Origin of the sequence: Sciscionella marina DSM 45152, from assembly GCF_000379465.1 — a bacterium.
GTDB lineage: Bacteria > Actinomycetota > Actinomycetes > Mycobacteriales > Pseudonocardiaceae > Sciscionella > Sciscionella marina.
Map to the genome: position 1 here is coordinate 366847 of NZ_KB905380.1, position 16547 is coordinate 383393.

Below are 16547 nucleotides of genomic sequence, written 5' to 3' on the forward strand. Positions count from 1 at the left end.
TGGAATGGCGCCATGGGGCCCGCACGCTATCTGGGTGTCGATATCGGGACCACCGCGACCAAGGCGATCGCCTTCGACGCGGCGGGTTCCGCGCTCGGTTCGGCCCGGTCCGGTTACCAGATCGACCGGCCCGGGCAAGGCCGCGCCGAGCAGGATCCGCGCATCTGGCTGCGCGCCGTGGACGACTGCGTGGCCGAACTGGCCGTGAACCTGGATCTCGGCACCGTTGCCGGGATCGGGGTGACCGGTCAGGTCAACACCCATCTGCTCCTCGACGAGCACCGTGAACCGCTGCGCCCCGCCCTGCTGTGGCAGGACGTGCGCGCGGCGGCCGAAGCGGCCGAGCTCGACCTGGACGCTTCCAGCCCGGTGCCCCGGGCGCGGTGGCTCGCCCGTGCGGAACCGGAGCACTGGGCGGGAGCGCGCTGGCTGCTGCTGCCCAAGGACTACGTGAACGCCTGGCTCACCGGGGTGGTCGGCAGCGACCCGCTCGCCTCGGTCAAGATCACCGATACGGCCGGCGGGTACCTGCCGGTGGTGGACCGGGCCGCCGGGCTGCGCGAACGGCTTCCCCCGCTGTGTGCCCCGCACGAACCTCTCGGCGAGCTGCGCGCGGACTGGCACGGCATCCCGGCGGGCGCGAACGTGGCTACCGGGACCATGGACGCCTACTGCGATGTGCTCGGCGCCGGACTGAGCGCCCCGGGAACGGGTTTCGTCATCCTCGGCACCACCGCGGTGGCCGGGGCGCTGGGCACCCGACAGACGAGCACGGATCCGGTCGGCGTGCCCGGACTGGTGACCTTCCCGCCCTATCGCGGCCGGGTGGTGCACGCTGGGCCGACCCAGTCCGGTGGCGACTCGCTGCGCTGGTGGGCGCGGGCCAGCGGGCACTCGGCCGAGGATGTGCTCGCCGCGGCCGAACAGGCCGAACCGGGATCCGGCGGGGTGGTCTTCGCCCCGCACCTGCTCGGCGAGCGCGCGCCCCTGTGGGACAGCGAGGTGCGCGCCTGGTTCACCGGAGTACACGCGGGAACCGGATTCGCGGAACTGAGCCGGGCGGTACTCGAAGGGGTGGCGTATTCGGTGCGGGACATCCTCGACGTGGTGCGCGCGGTCACCCCGGTCGGGGAACTCGCGCTGTGCGGGGGCGGCACCCGAAGCCCGCTGTGGCGCCGGATCCTCGCCGATGTGACCCAGTCCAGGATGCGCAGGGTGGACACCGCGGACACGAGCGTGCACGGGGCCGGGACGCTCGCCGCGGCCGCGCACCAGGGAGCCGATCCCTGGGAGCGCGCCGCCGGTTTCGGCCGCGCGGGCGCGGTGCTCGAACCCGATCCCGGACCGGCCGAACGCTACGGCGAACTGTTCGCGGTGTACCGGGAGACCTACGAGGCCCTGCGCGGGGTGCATGCCCGCATGGCGCGCTGACTCAGCGCACGCCGAGCAGCGGCAGCCACAGCTCGTCGACGATCTCCCGGATCACCTGGTCCGGTACCGGTTTCATGGACATGAACACCTCGTGGCGATAGAGGTCGAACGGCAGGCTCACCACCCGCGGCGAGCGCGGCGGCCCGGCGAGTTCGCCGCGCTCTACCGCGCGAGCCAGGATCGTGTCGAACGGAGGTGGCTGGTCGCCGGGGCGGAGGGTATCGCGCAGCTCGCCGAGGCTCATTCCGATCTCCCGGAAGTAGTCCGTGATCTGCACACTGAGCAGGGTGAGCATGCGGGCACGGCCCACATCGGCGTTGCGCAGGAAGCCGATCGCGTCCTCGCGGAGACTGCCGGTGTCGGGTACCTCGATCGGCTGCGACCGCCGGAACCTGCGCACCGTGGCCAGCAACAGGTCCTCGTGCTGCGGCCAGCGCCGGTACAGCACGGGACGGCTCGTTCCCGCCCGGGCGGCGACGGCCTCGTAGGTGAAACCGGGATATCCCTGTTCGGCGAGCACCTCCCACGCGGCATCGAGGATCGCCTGTTCGAGCGCGGCGCCACGCCTGCGGACCTTGCCCCCATCCTCTTTAAGATTCACTTGCGTATCCTATCGCAACGAACTACCGTGGCCGACTATAAGATACATGAACGTATCGTATCGACTATCGGAGGGCGAGCATGCGCACCCTGTACCGCATCGACAGCAGCATCCAGGGCGACCGGTCCGTGACGCGGGAGATCACCGATGAGTTCGAGCGCGCCTGGTCCGCGGCGCTGCCCGGTGGCCTCTTCGACCGGCGCGACCTCACCGCGACGCCGCTGTCCCCCGCCACCTGGGCCGATGCCCTGGCCGCACGCGAGGCCGCCGAACGCACCCCACGACAGCAGACCGCCGTCGATCTCGCGGCCAGGCTCGCGGACGAGCTGCTCGCCGCGGATGTGATCGTCATCGGAGCACCGCTGTACAACTGGGGGCCTTCCGGACACCTCAAATGCTGGATCGACATGCTCTGGACCGACCCCCGGTTCGCGCCCCGGACCTACCCGCTGACCGGCAAGTTCGTGGTGCTCGTCGTCTCCCGCGGCGGCGGCGCTTCGCCGGGCGCGCCCCAGGAAGGCTGGGACCACTCCGTGCCGTTCCTGCTCCACACCTTCGGCGGCGAGGTGTTCGGCGCGGATGTCACCCTCATCGAGACCGAGCTGACGCTGGCCGAGCACAGCCCGGCGATGCCCCACCTGCGCGAGAAAGCCGTGCAGCTGCGCACCCGGAGCCACGCGCTGGCCGCGGAGGCCGGTACCGCGCTCGCCGGGCTGGCTGCGTGATCGAAGTCGAGACAGCTCTCTTTCAGGCCAGGTGCTCCAGCAGCAACTCGGTACACCGTTCAGGCTGCTCCACGTTCGCCAGATGCGCCGCGTCGGCGACGATTTCCGTACGAGCACCGGGAATCCCCTCGGCGATCGTCGCGGCGTGCCCGGGGCCGAAGGCCGCGTCCCCAGCTCCGGCCACTACCAGGGTCGGCGCGGTGATCCGGCCGAGTTCACCGGTGAGATCCAGGCCGACCAGCGGATCGCCGCAGCCGAGGTAGCCCTCGAGTGTGGTCGCGGTGATCATCGTCCGCATGCGCGCCAAACGCACCGGATCGGCCGCCCGCCATTGCGGGGTGAACCAGCGTTCGAGCAGGCCATCGGCGAACCACTCCATCCCGTTGTCCCGTGCGGCATCCAGTCGCCCACGCCAGGCCTCGGGCGCGCCGGGGCGCGCGGAAGTACAGCACAGCACGAGACGGTCGATCCGCTCACCGGCGTGCGCGCCGAGCCACATCCCGATCATGGCGCCGATCGAGAGCCCGACGAAGTGCGCCCGTTCCACGTCGAGCCCATCGAGCAGCTCGAGCACATCCCCGCCGAGCTCGGCGATTGTGCACGGCCCCTGCGGGGCCGGACTGTCACCGTGCCCGCGCAGATCGTAGCGGATAACGCGAAATCCCTTGTCCACCAAGGGTTCCATCTGGGCATCCCACATCTGCGTCGTGGCGCACAGAGAATTGCCGAATACAATGGCCATGGCCTGTTCCGGGCCGTCGACGCGATAGCTCACCCGCACCGGAACAACCTAGCCAGCGACGCGCGCCTCGGTCAATTCGTCTTCTCCAGGGGCCTCCGCGCCCACATCGCGGCCGAGCCCGCCGATCCAGGAGCGGAACAGCCGGTGCAGCGATTCCGCGCCGACCAGTTCCCCGGAGACGGTGAACTCCTTGGGATACACCAGGAATCCGCCCTCCTGCGGCCCACCGAGACCGCCATGTGAGCCGACGTGCGGTTCGAACGGTGGCGCGTCATCGGTCTCCGGATCGTACCGGCTGTTGATCATGATGTCCGCGCAGTTGTCGAACCCGTCGACCCTGCGGACCAGTTCCGGGGCGTGCTCACCGTATTCGGCGAGCGGATCGCTGCCGAGCACCACGCCGGTGACCAGCCGGTGCGCCCCGTCCCTGCCGAGCACCACGGGACCGTGTTCGCTGCTGCGCACCAGGACGAACCCGATACCGGGATGGTCCACGAGCGCGGGAAGCAACTTGGGGTATTCGGCCTCGATGGTCTCCATCGGGACCCGGCCGTCGAATTCGGTGAACGAGACCATGGCCATGTGCCCGGAGGCGCAGGCCACCACACCCGGCGCGACCCGGCGCACCGCACCGGACGCATCGGGGTGGCTGTGCTCGATGTGCCCGTGATCGCGGGCCCGTTCGCGCAGCCTGCTCGACACCGGACCGTCCGGCCTGCCGCCTTCCTGACCGCCCGCGCACCGGCCGACGAACTCCTCGACCGGCTCGCCGAAGCGTTCGGCGAAGTGCTGCCCCTGGGTCTGTCCGTGATCGGAGAGCACCACGAGGTGGTACGGCCGCGGCCCGAGCTTGCTCGCCCGGTAGAGCCGCCCGATGTGCCGGTCGATCTCGCGCAGCACGGCGAGGCTGTCGTGCCGCTCGATCCCGGAGTGGTGCGCGACCTCGTCGTAGCCGAGCAGGTCCGCGTACACCACGGGGCGGCCGGCGAGCATGTCGTCGAGGATCGCGTGCACCACGACATCCCGGGCGATCACGGTGGCCCCGGCCCTGGCGAAGGGATAGAACCCGCCACGGTGCACCCTGGGCCGCACATCCGCGCGGCGCTGCCTTGTCGAGGCGAGGATTTCCCTGCCGACCTCGGCGAAGTAACCGAAGAAGGTGCGCACCGCGTTCGCCGGGTTCGCGAAGTAGGAGTAGTAGCCGGACCCCATCCGGTCGGTGCGGTGCCTGCGCAGTTTCCTGGGCAACAGCACCGAGATCGCGCTCAACGTGAAGCTCACGTGCGGCGCGTCCCCGGTGAACAGGTTGCCGTGGCTGGCCCCGCCCTCGGCGAGCAGCCCGCGGCCGTCGGAGTGGCGGCGCTCGATCTCCACCGCGTCCGCCGGGTGCGCGCAGCCCATCACGTGGTCGCGATCCTTTTCGTACCAGCGGAATCCGAGGATGTTCTCGTTCGAACCGTGCAGTATCCCGCACACGCTGGCCCCGGTCTGCGAGCTCCAGTCGGTCTGCCAGCGTCGCAGCGTGTGACTGTCCTCGGCGAGCCAGCGGGCCAGGGTCGGCATGTCCCCGTCCCGGATCGCGCGCCGCGCCACGTCGTAGCCGAGCCCGTCCACCTGCAGGAAGATCACCCCGGGCGGCACCCGGCCCAGATCCGGACCGCGCTTGCTGCGCCGGGCCGCACGGCGGAAGTAGAGCTCGTCCTGGTCCACCGAGAGCAGGCTGGAGACCACCGCGGTGATCAGGGTGACCCCGAGGACCAGGAACACCCCGGTGCGCAGCCCGTCGATGTGCACCCCGGGGACCAGGGTGAACAGGGCGAGCGTGGCCGCGCCGAGCAGCAGGTAGCTGCCGATACCGAGGGTGAAAAGAGCCAGCGGCAGCGCCACACGCAGCACCAGCGGCCACACCACGCTGGTGAGCAGGCCGAGCAGCAGCGCACAGACCACCGGTTGCCACCAGGAGGTCATCGAGAAGCCGGGCAGCAGCACGTCGAACCCGTACAAGGTGCCGATCACGGCGGCCCACACCAGGAGCACGCGCGCGGAATGCCGTCCGCCGCGCACCAGCCTGCCCGGTCCGTGCGTGGTCATGCCCGTCCCCTTTCTCTTGCGGTGGCGCGCGATCAGGTTCAGCACCACCGTCACCACGAGTACGAGCGCGGCCGCGAGCAGCGTGGCGATCAGCGGCGAGTCGAACAGTCCGCCGCTGAGGACGCCGAGCAACGCGTACGCGACCGCCCACAGCAGGCAGGCGGCGAACACCGAGGGCAGCAGCCGGCGCCACGGATAGGCCACCGCGCCCGCGGCGAGCAGCACCGGGATGCGCCCGGCCGGGACCAGGCGCCCGACCACGATCAGCTGCCAGCCGCGGTTGCCGAGCCGTTCGCGCATGTTCTCCAGCCGCTCCGGGCGCTCGCCGCGCGCGAACCAGCGCACCGCGGCCTCGCTGCCCAGCCGCGCGATCGCGTAGGTGAGCACATCGCCGAGCATCGCGGCCACCGTGGCGATCAGCAGCACCAGCGGCAGGGACAGGTGCGGGGTGGTCATCGCGACCGCGGCCGCGGCACCCACCACCGCCCCGGTCGGCACGATGGGCACGATCGAACCGAGCAGCACCCCCAGGAACAGCGTCGGGTACCCGATCGCGGACATGTCCGTCCAGCCGATGTTCATCCGGTCACCTCCGCGCCCGGCTCGGTGAGCAGCACCAGGGTGGACAAACCCGCCTCGGCGACCGCGGCGGCGAACCGGCGCGGCGGATCCACCAGCAACCTGCGCATCCGCGCGGTGCGGGCCAGCAACGGCACCGCGAGCGTGCCCCAGTGCACCGGGACCGCGCGCCGGGCGCGCAGCAGGCCCGCGGCCCGCGCCGCCCGTGCCGGATCCAGGTGCCCCGGCCCCAGATTCGGGCCCCAGCCCCAGACCGGCAGCGCCGCGGTGTCCACCGGGGCGAGCTCGGCCATATCCGGATACAGATCGGTGTCCCCGGCCAGGTAGATCCGTTCCCCATCGGCCTCGAGCAGGTGCCCGAGCGCGGGCGCGTCCGGGCCCGCCGTGCACCGCGGGCCCCAGCGATGACCGGAGTGCACCGCGCGCACCCCGGTCACGGTGAGCCCGCCGTGCCGGATCCGTTCACCGACCCCGAGTTCGGTGACCGCGCCGAAGCCCTTGTGCCGCAGCCATTCACCCGCCCCGCGCGGCACCACGATCCGGACACCGGGATCGAGCAGCCGCAGCGAGGGCAGATGCAGGTGATCCCCGTGCAGGTGCGAGATCAGCACCAGTTCCGCGTCCCGCCACAGCCGCGGATCCGGCGGCGGGATGACCCTGCGGAGCCCGCCGACGGTCGCGGTGAGCACCGGATCGCTGAGCACCACGTGACCGCCGAGCCGCATCCTGATGGTGGAGTGGCCGAGGAAGTGCATGCCGGTCAGTATTCCCGACCGGTGATCCGCCGTTGGCGCCCCGTAGCCCCGATGTGACTCTCACAGCCGCTCGATCAGTTGCCGCCAGTGCTCGTGACGCTCGGGATCGGGGCCGAGTCCGCTGTATATGACCTGGTCCGCGCCCGCGTCCAGGTGCGCGCGCATCCGCTCGGCCACGGTATCCACGTCCCCGTGCGCGACCAGCCCGTCGACCAGACTGTCCTCGAGTCCGGTGATCTCGCCTTCGGTGAACCCCATGCGCGCGAAGTTCTCCGGGTAACCGGTGACCCTGGAGAGGAACCGCAGCGGTTCACGCGCCCGCTCCCGCGCCTGGTCCGGTTCGAGCCCGATCGCGGCGAGCTGCTGCACGATGAGCGTGGGGCCGGCACCGAGCCGTTCCCTGGCCCATGCGGTGTATTCGGGCGTGTTCAGTATGGTGAGCGCGCCCGCGGAACGCCGCGCGGCGAGATCGAGTTTGCGCGGCCCGAGCGCGGCGAGGATCCGGTCTTGTTGCGGGATCGGGGTGGAGCTGTCCAGCTCGTCCAGGTAGGCGTTCAGCGTGCGCAGTGGATGCGGGCCGTGCCCGCCACCGATCCCGGCGACCAGCCGATCCGGCGCCTCGATGTACCGCTCGGCGAGCGCTGCCGCCGCGTGCCGGTCCACCATGGTCACCGCGCTGCCGACCCGGATCCGTCCGGTCGCCTCGAGCAGCCTGCTGAGCGGTTCGAGACTGGTCTGCAACTGCCCGCCCGCGACCCAGATGGTCCCGTAGCCGAGTTCCTCCAGGCGCGCGGCGTCCGCGCGGGCACTGTCCTGGTCGGTGGTGTCGATCATGCTGGCGAGCTCGGAACGTGTCATGACCGCACCGTAGAACCTGAACCTATATTGAGGTCAATAACTGCTTTCGGAGCGCGTTCTTGTCCGGTTTGCCGACGTCGGTGAGCGGGATCTCGTCGAGCAACCGCACCAGGGCCGGGCGGTACATCGTGCCCTTGTGCCGCACCACGAGCTCGATGAGCTCATCCCCGGATACCCGCTCGTCGGCGACCACGGCGGCGTTGACCAGTTCCGCCCCGTCCGGATCCGGGGTGCCGAACACGGTGGCCGCGCGCACTCCCGGGCTGGAGAGCAGCAGGCTCTCGATCTCGCTGCAGTACACGTGCCCGCCGACCACGACGATCATGTCCTTGACCCGGTCCACCACGTGCAGATAGCCCTCGGCGTCGAGATAGCCGACGTCCCCGGTGCGTACCCAGCCGTCCACGATGGTCTGCGCGGTCAGCTCCGGGTTCCGCCAGTACCCGGCCATCTCGTGACCGGTGCACACCCACAGCTCGCCGCGTTCCCCTTCGGGCACCGGGTTCTGCCGCTCGTCCAGGATCCGCAGCCCGACATCCGCGGAGACCTTGCCCGCGGTGCCCAGCAGCTCGGGCCTGGTGTGCTCCTCCTTGCCGAGCACGCTGACCAGTCCGGCCTCGGTCTGCCCGTAGAACTGCGTGAAGACCGGCCCGAACACCCGCACCGCGGTGGCCATCCTGGTCGGATCCGCCTTGCAACCGCCGTACAGGATCCGGCGCAGGCTGGACAGGTCGGTGCGCCCGATATCGGGGTGATCGAGCAGGCGGTAGATCAGCGGCGGAAGCAGGAACAGATCGGTGATGCGCTCGCGCTCGATCGTCGCCAGCACCTCGCCGGCGTCGAAGCCGTCGCGCGCGAACACGACACCTCCCTCGGACAGGGTCCGGTCGGCGAGCCCGCCCGCCGCGTGCGCGAGCGTGGTGCACACCAGCTGGCGCGGAGTGTACTGCTCGTCCTCCTGCTCGATGAGCACCTTGCCCGGTGGCTGCCAGTTGTCGAACCGGTAGCAGATTCCCTTGGGGTGCCCCGTCGTTCCTCCGGTGTGCCGGATCTGCTGGATGTCCTCCGGACGGGCCCGTGAGCCGAGCGGCTCGGCCGATTCTGCGGCGGCGAGCGCGCACAGATCGGTACCGAACGGTTCCCCGAGGCCGAGCACGTCCACCGAGACGTGCTCCAGTACCCGTTCGGCCTCCGCGCCGAATCCGGCGTCCACGACGAGGAACCGGGCCTCGAGGTCCGTCACGATCCGCGCCTTCGCCTCCGGGGCCAGCCCGGCGTAGAGCTCGCTGACCGTGCAGCCGAGCAGATTCGCCGCGAGCCGGGCGGTGCGCATGCGCACCGAGTTGGCACCGAGCAGCACGATCCGTTCCCCGGCACGCGCCCCCAGGCCCTCGAGCGCCCGCGCGAACCGGTAGACCCGCCCGGTCAGGTCCCGGTAGCCGACGGCGTCCTCGCCGTGCACGAATGCGATCTCGTTCCCGTACTCGGCGAAACATTCGAGCAGAAATTCCGTGCTCGTCTGCTGACCATTCTCAGACAACCGGACCTCCCCGTCATCGGTTCGTTACTCTATGAGCATCCGGTTACGCCTACATCCCGGTCAATGACGCTGTGCGGTGTCCTCGATCACGGCCGCATCCGGGGTAACCCGGGCGCGGGCGGTACATTCGACACCGGCAGAGGTGGTGAACTGATTTGCGTACGGTGCTGGAGAAGCCGGTCAGAACGGCGTGGATCGCGGCCGTCGTGGTGCTGACCGCGCTGACCGTCTGGGTGATCACACAGGTGCCGAGCGGTTCCACGGAGGCCGAGACACCCCAGAACATGGCCGCGGACCACCCCGAACCCGAGGCCCAGGCGAAGCCCGCCCCCAAAACACAGGCCGGGCCCAATCCGGCGGTGGCCAATCGCTGCCCGGCCACCGCGGCCGCCTGCGTGGACGAGCGGCTGCGCATCAGCTGGCTGCAGCACGACGGCAGGATCACCTACGGCCCGGTCCCGGTGATGCCGGGTACCCAGGGCGCGGCGGACTCCGTGGCCACCCCGAAGGGCCTGTTCCACGTGCAGTACAAGGACGCCGACCACGTCAGCGGCGAATTCGGCGAGCCGATGCAGAACGCGGTGTTCTTCGCCGCCGGAGGCATCGCCTTCCACCAGGGCAGCCTGGTGTCCACCTCGCACGGCTGCGTGCACCTCTCGCCGCAGGACTCCGCGCGGTACTACAAGGAGCTCGACCGCGGCGCCCAGGTCGCGGTCTTCTAGTCCGCCTGTTTTCCGGGTTCCCCGTGCGGCCAGGCGCCGATCGCGGCGAGCACCCGCTCGGCGAACTCCGGCCGGCACACCACGAGATCGGGCAGGTACGGGTCCTCGCGGTTGTAGCGCAGCGGAGCACCGTCGATCCGCGAGGCGTACAGCCCCGCGGCGCGTGCCACACCGACCGGGGCGGCCGAGTCCCACTCCCATTGCCCGCCCGCGTGCACGTAGATCTCCGCCTCCCCCCGCAGCACCGCCATCGTCTTCGCACCCGCCGAACCCATCGGCACCAGCTCGCCGCTCACCTCGCGGGCCACCGCATCGGCGAACTCCGGCGGACGGCTCGCGCTGACCAGGATCCGCGGCACCGCGGGCGGCTCGGTCGCGCTCGCGGGCTGCCCGCTGGCGTGCACCGTGTCGAGATCGGGCTGGGCGACCGCGGCCGCGGTGATGCCCGCGCCCGCCTCCCAGAGCGCGACATGGACCGCCCAGTCCGAGCCACCCTGTGCGTACTCCTTGGTTCCGTCCAGCGGGTCCACGATCCACACCCGCTCCGCGGCCAGCCGCGCCTTGTCGTCCTTGGCCTCCTCGGAGAGCACCGCGTCCGTGCTCCGTTCCGCGGCCAGCCGCTCGAGCAGGAAATCGTTCGCCAGCGCGTCCCCCTTCTTGCCGAGTTCCGCTCCGGTCAGTCCGGAATCGGCGCGCAGTCCGAGCAGCCGCTGCCCCGCCTGGCCCGCCAGCTCGGCCGCGAGACGGATATCCGTTGTCGTCACCGCACCAGCATGCCGGTTCAGTCCTCACCGGGAAAGGCGCCCGGCCACGGACCGGTCGGCCGGGTGAGTTCCCGCTCGTACTGCTCGCTGCGATAGGGATGCAGGCCGCGCGCCTTGTAGTTGGGCAGCGCACGCTCCCCGTCCAGCGTGCAGGTGTGCAGCCAGACCCGGGACACCGGCGGGAAATCCGGATGCCGTCCGGACAGCGACCACGCCCTGCGCAGCGCCGTGGTCAGCAGGTGCCCGCCGAGTCCGCGGCCGGTGAACGCGGGAAGCAGCCCGAAATACGCCAGCTTCACCTCGGTGCCCTGCTCCCCCGGCGAACCCAGCAGCTCGGCGTATCCCGCGGGCGCGCCACCGGACCAGCACACCCAGCTCTCGAAGCCCGGCTGAGTGACCCAGTCCTGCCAGCGCTGCCAGGACCAGTCCAGCCGGTCGGTCCAGTAGTACGCCTCACCGACCGTGGCATAGAGGAACCTGCTGAACTCCGGGGCGGGCACCGACACTCGGGTGATCTCCACCGGTTCCTCCGGGACCACCGCGGGCACGATGTCGGCCGGGGCGAGCTGCTGCAGAAACGTCCTGGTGACAAGCACGCACCGGAGTGAACCACAGGGCGGTCCGCGCCGGAAGGGCCTAGGCTCGCCGCCATGGCCGACCCGATATTCGAGCATCCCCGGCTCGCGGCGATCTACGACGCGCTCGAATCCGATCGCGCGGACCTGGCCGCCTATCTCGCCATGGCCGAGGAGTTCGCGGCGGACACCGTGCTCGATATCGGTTGCGGCACAGGGACTCTGGCGCTGTCACTCGCCGCGAGTGGCCGTTCGGTCATCGGGGTGGATCCGGCCGCTGCCACACTGCGGGTCGCCCGCACGAAACCGGGGGCGGGCGCGGTGCGCTGGCTGCGCGGGGACGCGACGACCCTGCCATCGATACGCGCCGATCTCGCCACCATGACCGGGAACGTCGCCCAGGCGATCACGGATCCGGCCGACTGGTCGGCGAGCCTGCGGGGGATCCATACCGCGCTGCGGCCGGGCGGGCGGCTCGTGTTCGAGACCCGGGATCCGGCCTTTCGCGGTTGGCGCGAGTGGAACCGCGCGGATTCCCACCGGGTCACCGAGATCGCCGGGGTCGGCGAGGTGCAAAGCTGGGTCGAACTGCTCACGGTCCATGGTCCGCTGGTCAGGTTCCGCTGGACCTGGGTGTTCGCCGCCGACGGCGAGGTGCTCACCTCGGATTCCACACTGCGCTTCCGGGAACGCGCGGAAGTGGCGGAATCCCTGCGGGAGAACGGATTTCGGGTCGACGAGGTCCGTGATGCGCCGGATCGCCCCGGCCGTGAATTCGTGTTTCTCGCCGCACGGCCGGAATGATCCCGTTAGGCTGAACGGGACGGTAAGGCACACAACGGATGTGGGGTGCGATAGGTGCTGACTCTCGATCACGGAGCGCTTCTGGAGCATGCGGCACGGGACGGGGACGAGATCGGGCGGCTGTGTCTCGCCGCCCCGGAGGCGACCGTGCGCAGCTGCCCCGAGTGGTCCGGGGCGGACCTGCTCGCACACACCACCGCCTTCGCGCACTGGATGCCCGGAGTGTTCGCGGGAACCAGCACGATGACCACGCCGGTTCCCGCGGTCACCCCGGCCGAGGCCGCCGGGGACTGGGCCGACGCGCTCGATTCGCTGCTGACCACCCTGCGTGCCGCCGCGGTGGACGATCCGGTGCCCAACTGGTCCACTTCCCCGGACACGGCGATCTTCTGGATCCGGCGCTGCGCGCAGGAGTTCGCCGTACACCGCTGGGATGCCGCGACGACCGGCGCCACGGATCCCGCACCGATCCCCGGCGAGCTGGCCAGGGACGGAATCGAGGAATACTTCGACGCCTTCACCGCGACCGGGCTGGCCATGCGCCCGGAGCTGGCCGCCGATGCGACCATCGCCCTCGAGCTCACCGATCTGGACCTGTCGATCAGCAAGGATCTGCCGCACCCCGGCCCGGTCACCAGGATGCGCGGCACCGCATCGGAGCTACTGCTCGCGCTGTGGCACCGGGTCGATCCGCTGGACCTGCACGCCGACGGGGACCGCGGCCTGCTCGAGCGGTGGCCACGGATCTGAGGGTTACTCGGCTTCCTGTTTCGCCCTGCTCGGCGCGACCCGAGGCGGTTCGTTCGGCATCTTGGGGTAGACCGGAGGCCAGGGTGCATCCATCAGCCCGGCCGCGAGGTCCCGCTCGGACCACTCCAGCAGTACCTCGATCGACTGTGGATCCCGCTGCTGCCACGGGTCGCCCTGCTCGGCGAGCCTGCCCGGAACCGTGGCGATGGTCAGTGTCTCCGGGGTGACCGAATCCAGTTCCGCCCAGCGAATCGGGGTGGAGACGGGCGCACCGGCCTTGGGGCGCACACACCAGGCGCCGAACACCGTCTTGTGCGGCGCGTTCTGGTTGAAGTCCACGAAGACCCGTTTCCCGCGTTCCTCCTTCCACCACTTCGCCGTGATCAGGTCCGGGTGGCGGCGTTCGAGTTCCCGGGCGAGCGCGACGGCCGCCGCACGCACCTGGTAGCCATCCCAGTGTGGCTCCAGCGCGACATAGAGATGCAGCCCGCGCGATCCCGAGGTCTTGAGCAGCACCTCGACCCCGAGTTCGGCGAGCAGCTCCCGGGCGCGCACCGCGGCCTCGCGCACCTCGGCGTAGCCGACCCCGGGCGAGGGATCGAGGTCGATCCGCAGTTCGTCGGTGATCTCCGGGCTGTCCGCGTGGTACGGCCACACATGGAATCCGAGGCACCCCAGGTTCACCGCCCACAGCACGTGCGCGAGATCCGCGGCGACGAGGGCATCGCTCGTGGTTCCGTTCGGCGTGGCCACCTCGGTGGTCTGCAACCAGGGCGGAGTGGACTTCGGGACCCGCTTCTGAAACCAGGATTTCCCGCCTGCCCCGTTCGGGTAGCGCTCCAGCAGCAACGGCCTGCCGCGCACCGTCCGCAGCAGCGGCTCCGCCACGGCCTGGTAGTAGCGCACCAGGTCGAGCTTGGTCTCGCCGCGTTCGGCGAAGAACACCTTGTCCGGGTGCGAGATGGCCACCTCCACGCCATCCACCTCGATGTTCAGCGATTCACTCATCACGGCTCCTTCACGGCGAACACGTCGGCGAGTTCCGCCGGTGCGACCTGATCGAGCTGGGCGTAGGTGCAGGAGCACGGTTCCTGGTCGGGGCGGAACCGCACCAGCCGCCCACCGTGCCGGAACCGGCCCGCCATGACGTGTTCATAGCGCACCTCGGCGACCAGTTCGATCCGCAGCGGCTCCCAGCTGAGGTCCTTGCCCGCGCTCCACCTGCTCTGTCCGCCGGGAAGCAGGGCGCTGCCGTCTCCCTCGTCGAGCCAGCTCCGCCACGGGTGGTCCGCGGGTGCGTTCGCGCGCAACGGCTCCAGTTCGGTCACCAGCTGGCGGCGGCGCTCGGCGGTGAAACTGCTCGCCACCCCGACGTGGTTGAGTGCCCCGCGTTCGTCGTAGAGGCCGAGCAACAGCGAACCGACCCCATTACCGTCCTTGTGCCAGCGGAATCCCGCCACGACGCAGTCGGCGGTGCGTTCGTGTTTGACCTTCCACATCGTGCGGCGGTCCTGCTCGTATAGTGCGGCCCCGTCCTTGACCATCACCCCGTCGAAACCCGCGCCCTCGAACCGGGCGAACCAGTCCCTGGCGATCTCCGGGTCCTCGGTGACCGGCGTCAGATAGATCCCGTCCGGGGCATGGTCCAGCACCGATTCGAGCAGGCGGCGGCGCTCGGTGAACGGGGCCGCGGTCAGATCCCGATCACTGAGCGCGAGCAGGTCGAAGGCCACGAAGCTCGCCGGGGTCCGCTCGGCGAGGGTACGTACCCGGGAGGCCGCCGGATGCAGCCGGTTCTGCAGGGTGTCGAAGTCCAGCCCGGCGTCGGTGACGACCACGATCTCCCCGTCGAGCACACATCGCTGTGGCAGTGCGGGCCCCAGCAGCTCGATCAGCTCGGGAAAGTATCTGGTCAGCGGGCGGTCATTGCGCGAGCCGAGTTCCAGTTCCGGGCCGTCGCGGAACACGATGCCGCGGAAGCCGTCCCATTTCGGCTCGTAGTGCAGGCCCGGGGCGCACGGCAGCTCGCGCACGGCCTTGGCGAGCATCGGTTTGACCGGCGGCATCACGGGCAGCTCCACGTCGTGATCCTAAGCCAGATCCACCGGGAGCGCGCGAAACGCGAAGCATATCGGTGATGTCGGTGATGTCAGTGATGGAAGCTCGTGTGCACGCCTGTCCGCTTACTCGGTCCCGATTGCTCACGCAGGTCCGGGAGGATCCGTCCGAGATCGCCGAGCAGCAGATCCGCGAGATCGTGTGTGAACCCGTTACGCACCACGATGCGTAACACGGCGAGATCGGTCCGGTTGTCCGGGAACGTGTAGGCGGGCACCAGCCAGCCGCGTTCCCGCAGCCTGCGCGACACGTCGAACACATCGAAGGCCTCGACGTCCGGGGCCGTGGTGAACGCGAACACGGGTAGCTCATCGCCCCTGGTGATCAGGCGAAACTCGGGGAACTCGGCGATCCGCGCGGCGAGTTCGGTCGCCACGTTCCGTGTCGCCTGCTGCACCGCGCGGAATCCTTGCTTCCCGAGCCGGACGAAGGTGTAGTACTGCGCGACCACCTCGGCGCCCGGGCGGGAGAAGTTCAGCGCGAAGGTCGGCATCTCACCACCGAGGTAGTTCACGTTGAACACGAGTTCCTCCGGCAGGGCCTGCTTGTCCCGCCACACCACCCAGCCGACCCCGGGATAGACGAGCCCGTACTTGTGCCCCGAGGTGTTGATCGAGGCGACGCGGGGCAGTCGGAAATCCCAGTCCAGCTCGGGATCGAGGAAGGGGGCGATCATCGCGCCGGAGGCACCGTCCACGTGCACGGGGATGTCGGTTCCGGTTCGCCGTTGGTACTCGTCCAGGGCCTCGGCGATCTCCGCGACCGGTTCGTAACTGCCGTCGAAGGTGGAACCGAGGATGGCGACGACGCCGATCGTGTTCTCGTCGACCCGGGCCAGCGCCTGCTCGGCGGACAGGTGGAACCGCTCCCCTTCCATCGGCACCAGGCGTGCTTCCACCTCCCAGTACTCGCAGAATTTCTCCCAGCACACCTGGACATTGGCGCCCATGACCAGGTTCGGCCGCCCGGTGCCACCCCCTTTCGCCCAGCGGCGCTTGAGCGCCATGCCGGCGAGCATGCAGGCCTTCGAGGAACCGGTGGTCGAGCACCCCATCACCTGGCCCGGATCCGGGGCGTGCCACAGGTCGGCGATGATGTGCACACAGCGCCGCTCCAGTTCGGCGGTCTGCGGGTACTCGTCCTTGTCGATCATGTTCTTGTCCACGCACTCGGCCATCAGCTCGCGCGCCTGGGGTTCCATCCAGGTGGTCACGAAGGTGGCCAGGTTGAGCCGTGCGTTTCCGTCGAGCATCAGCTCGTCACGGACCAGCTGCAGGGCGGTGTCCGGGGCGACCGAGTCATCGGCGAGCCGCTCGTGCGGCGGGCTCAGTTCGGCGGCCAGATCCGGGCGCGCATCGTGCAGCGGATTGCCGCCGCCGCTGCGGTTCGTGCGCCTGTTCGTTCCCATCTGCGAAGCCGTTCCCGTGTGCAGCGCCATGGATGTCACGGTAACGCGGTCTCGGCGCGATGGACATGAAGCTGTCACTGCTTC

The 16547-nt window shown here is 70.1% G+C and carries 16 protein-coding genes; 5 read left to right on the forward strand and 11 right to left on the reverse strand.

The window, feature by feature from the left end; translation table 11 throughout:
• Positions 1 to 12 precede the first annotated feature (12 nt).
• Positions 13 to 1431, forward strand: coding sequence for an FGGY family carbohydrate kinase (locus A37U_RS0101680; RefSeq protein ID WP_020494868.1), 1419 nt, complete (start codon positions 13 to 15; stop codon positions 1429 to 1431).
• A gap of 1 nt (position 1432) precedes the next feature.
• On the opposite strand, the gene A37U_RS0101685 is transcribed toward A37U_RS0101680, so the two are convergent.
• Positions 1433 to 2032 carry a TetR/AcrR family transcriptional regulator gene (locus tag A37U_RS0101685; protein WP_020494869.1) on the reverse strand — a complete coding sequence of 200 codons (600 nt, stop codon included), beginning with the start codon at positions 2030 to 2032 and terminating at the stop codon, positions 1433 to 1435.
• A gap of 80 nt (positions 2033 to 2112) precedes the next feature.
• Here A37U_RS0101685 and A37U_RS0101690 point away from each other — a divergent pair, with 80 nt between their 5' ends.
• A complete protein-coding gene (locus A37U_RS0101690) occupies positions 2113 to 2757 on the forward strand; it encodes an FMN-dependent NADH-azoreductase (RefSeq protein WP_020494870.1) in 645 nt (214 codons plus the stop codon).
• Between the two features lie 22 nt (positions 2758 to 2779).
• On the opposite strand, the gene pcaD is transcribed toward A37U_RS0101690, so the two are convergent.
• From pcaD to A37U_RS41945, 5 genes are read right to left on the reverse strand one after another with little or no spacing between them, the layout of a single operon-like run.
• Positions 2780 to 3538, reverse strand: coding sequence for a 3-oxoadipate enol-lactonase (gene pcaD / locus A37U_RS0101695; protein ID WP_020494871.1), 759 nt, complete (start codon positions 3536 to 3538; stop codon positions 2780 to 2782).
• A 9-nt stretch (positions 3539 to 3547) separates the two neighbouring features.
• Positions 3548 to 6172 carry a VTT domain-containing protein gene (locus A37U_RS41940; protein ID WP_020494872.1) on the reverse strand — a complete coding sequence of 875 codons (2625 nt, stop codon included), beginning with the start codon at positions 6170 to 6172 and terminating at the stop codon, positions 3548 to 3550.
• Entirely contained in the window at positions 6169 to 6924 is a 756-nt protein-coding gene (locus A37U_RS0101705) for an MBL fold metallo-hydrolase (protein ID WP_020494873.1), read from the reverse strand. Before A37U_RS0101705 ends, A37U_RS41940 begins: the two co-directional genes overlap by 4 nt.
• Before the next feature lie 60 nt (positions 6925 to 6984).
• Positions 6985 to 7782, reverse strand: coding sequence for a TIGR03620 family F420-dependent LLM class oxidoreductase (locus A37U_RS0101710; RefSeq protein WP_020494874.1), 798 nt, complete (start codon positions 7780 to 7782; stop codon positions 6985 to 6987).
• 22 nt (positions 7783 to 7804) lie between these two features.
• Entirely contained in the window at positions 7805 to 9322 is a 1518-nt protein-coding gene (locus A37U_RS41945) for an AMP-binding protein (RefSeq protein WP_020494875.1), read from the reverse strand.
• 164 nt (positions 9323 to 9486) lie between these two features.
• Here A37U_RS41945 and A37U_RS0101720 point away from each other — a divergent pair, with 164 nt between their 5' ends.
• A complete protein-coding gene (locus A37U_RS0101720; RefSeq protein WP_020494876.1) occupies positions 9487 to 10044 on the forward strand; it encodes a L,D-transpeptidase family protein in 558 nt (185 codons plus the stop codon).
• Here A37U_RS0101720 and A37U_RS0101725 read toward each other — a convergent pair.
• Both A37U_RS0101725 and A37U_RS0101730 read right to left on the reverse strand, forming a co-directional pair.
• Complete coding sequence (locus A37U_RS0101725) at positions 10041 to 10808, reverse strand: 3'(2'),5'-bisphosphate nucleotidase CysQ (protein ID WP_020494877.1); 768 nt, start codon at positions 10806 to 10808, stop codon at positions 10041 to 10043. The two genes, A37U_RS0101720 and A37U_RS0101725, sit on opposite strands and share 4 nt — an antisense overlap.
• Before the next feature lie 17 nt (positions 10809 to 10825).
• Complete coding sequence (locus tag A37U_RS0101730) at positions 10826 to 11404, reverse strand: GNAT family N-acetyltransferase (protein WP_020494878.1); 579 nt, start codon at positions 11402 to 11404, stop codon at positions 10826 to 10828.
• 54 nt (positions 11405 to 11458) lie between these two features.
• Here A37U_RS0101730 and A37U_RS0101735 point away from each other — a divergent pair, with 54 nt between their 5' ends.
• Together A37U_RS0101735 and A37U_RS0101740 are read left to right on the forward strand one after the other, a co-directional pair.
• Positions 11459 to 12187 (forward strand): class I SAM-dependent methyltransferase, encoded by a 729-nt coding sequence (locus A37U_RS0101735; RefSeq protein ID WP_020494879.1) that lies wholly within the window; start codon positions 11459 to 11461, stop codon positions 12185 to 12187.
• Between the two features lie 54 nt (positions 12188 to 12241).
• Positions 12242 to 12937 (forward strand): maleylpyruvate isomerase family mycothiol-dependent enzyme, encoded by a 696-nt coding sequence (locus A37U_RS0101740; protein ID WP_020494880.1) that lies wholly within the window; start codon positions 12242 to 12244, stop codon positions 12935 to 12937.
• Positions 12938 to 12940: 3 nt separating this feature from the next.
• On the opposite strand, the gene ligD is transcribed toward A37U_RS0101740, so the two are convergent.
• The 3 genes from ligD to gad form a co-directional block, all read right to left on the reverse strand.
• Complete coding sequence (gene ligD / locus A37U_RS0101745; protein WP_020494881.1) at positions 12941 to 13945, reverse strand: non-homologous end-joining DNA ligase; 1005 nt, start codon at positions 13943 to 13945, stop codon at positions 12941 to 12943.
• Positions 13945 to 15018 (reverse strand): ATP-dependent DNA ligase, encoded by a 1074-nt coding sequence (locus tag A37U_RS0101750; protein ID WP_020494882.1) that lies wholly within the window; start codon positions 15016 to 15018, stop codon positions 13945 to 13947. Before A37U_RS0101750 ends, ligD begins: the two co-directional genes overlap by 1 nt.
• Before the next feature lie 68 nt (positions 15019 to 15086).
• On the reverse strand, positions 15087 to 16493 hold the full coding sequence (gene gad / locus A37U_RS0101755) for a glutamate decarboxylase (protein WP_020494883.1): 1407 nt from the start codon (positions 16491 to 16493) through the stop codon (positions 15087 to 15089).
• Positions 16494 to 16547: the final 54 nt, after the last annotated feature.

Excerpts from the sequence above, each read along its gene's own strand:
- A37U_RS0101680 (WP_020494868.1), top strand. The coding sequence starts at position 13 with ATGGGGCCCGCACGCTATCTGGGTGTCGATATCGGGACCACCGCGACC.
- A37U_RS0101690 (WP_020494870.1), top strand. The coding sequence starts at position 2,113 with ATGCGCACCCTGTACCGCATCGACAGCAGCATCCAGGGCGACCGGTCC.
- A37U_RS41940 (WP_020494872.1), bottom strand. The coding sequence starts at position 6,172 with ATGAACATCGGCTGGACGGACATGTCCGCGATCGGGTACCCGACGCTG.
- A37U_RS0101705 (WP_020494873.1), bottom strand. The coding sequence starts at position 6,924 with ATGCACTTCCTCGGCCACTCCACCATCAGGATGCGGCTCGGCGGTCAC.
- A37U_RS0101710 (WP_020494874.1), bottom strand. The coding sequence starts at position 7,782 with ATGACACGTTCCGAGCTCGCCAGCATGATCGACACCACCGACCAGGAC.
- A37U_RS0101735 (WP_020494879.1), top strand. The coding sequence starts at position 11,459 with ATGGCCGACCCGATATTCGAGCATCCCCGGCTCGCGGCGATCTACGAC.
- ligD (WP_020494881.1), bottom strand. The coding sequence starts at position 13,945 with ATGAGTGAATCGCTGAACATCGAGGTGGATGGCGTGGAGGTGGCCATC.
- gad (WP_020494883.1), bottom strand. The coding sequence starts at position 16,493 with ATGGCGCTGCACACGGGAACGGCTTCGCAGATGGGAACGAACAGGCGC.